Genomic DNA, 596 nt, shown 5'->3' with positions numbered 1-596 from the left:
TCAGAAAAGAGAGCATATACATCAATTAAAAGTGATGAAGAATGAACATCCCGCGTTCTTCCCTCCGAACAGGACGATATTGTAAATTCACTTAATTACGAGGGCATTGCAGTAATTGAGTTGCAGTTTTACCACTTTCCTGACAGTGACAGACTGCGTGTTGGCTCTGTCACAGACTAAATAGTTTGAATGATTAGCAGTTATGGTGATCAGTCAACCACCAGGGAATAATCCTTCATATTATTATCGTGCTTCACCAACGCTGCCTCAATTGCTCTGAATGCTTCCAGAGACACCTTATGTTCTATACATGCAATTACAACATCAGGGTAACTCATAGAAATGGTGCTATTAAGCATATTTTTTACACGAATCAGATCCACGGAGGGATCATCAGCAGATTGTTCTTTATTCATTTTGTCGCTCCATGCGCTTGCTCTTCATCTAGCGGTTAAAATATTACTTCAAATCTTTCTGTATGAAGATTTGAGCACGTTGGCCTTACATACATCTGTCGGTTGTATTTCCCTCCAGAATGCCAGCAGGACCGCACTTTGTTACGCAACCAATACTATTAAGTGAAAACATTCCTAATA

Annotated in this window: 1 protein-coding gene; it reads right to left on the bottom strand. The window is 39.8% G+C overall.

Going from position 1 to position 596, the window contains the following annotated elements:
* Positions 1-209: 209 nt before the first annotated feature.
* Entirely contained in the window at positions 210-416 is a 207-nt protein-coding gene (gene ybcW, locus CSC62_RS17500; protein WP_001031427.1) for a protein YbcW, read from the bottom strand.
* Positions 417-596 lie beyond the last annotated feature (180 nt).

The organism is Pseudoxanthomonas jiangsuensis (genome assembly GCF_010093185.1).
In the GTDB taxonomy this organism is placed as follows: Bacteria; Pseudomonadota; Gammaproteobacteria; order Xanthomonadales; family Xanthomonadaceae; genus Pseudoxanthomonas; species Pseudoxanthomonas jiangsuensis.
This window is presented reverse-complemented; position numbering and strand designations above follow the sequence as displayed.

Excerpts from the sequence above, each read along its gene's own strand:
- ybcW (WP_001031427.1), bottom strand. The coding sequence starts at position 416 with ATGAATAAAGAACAATCTGCTGATGATCCCTCCGTGGATCTGATTCGT.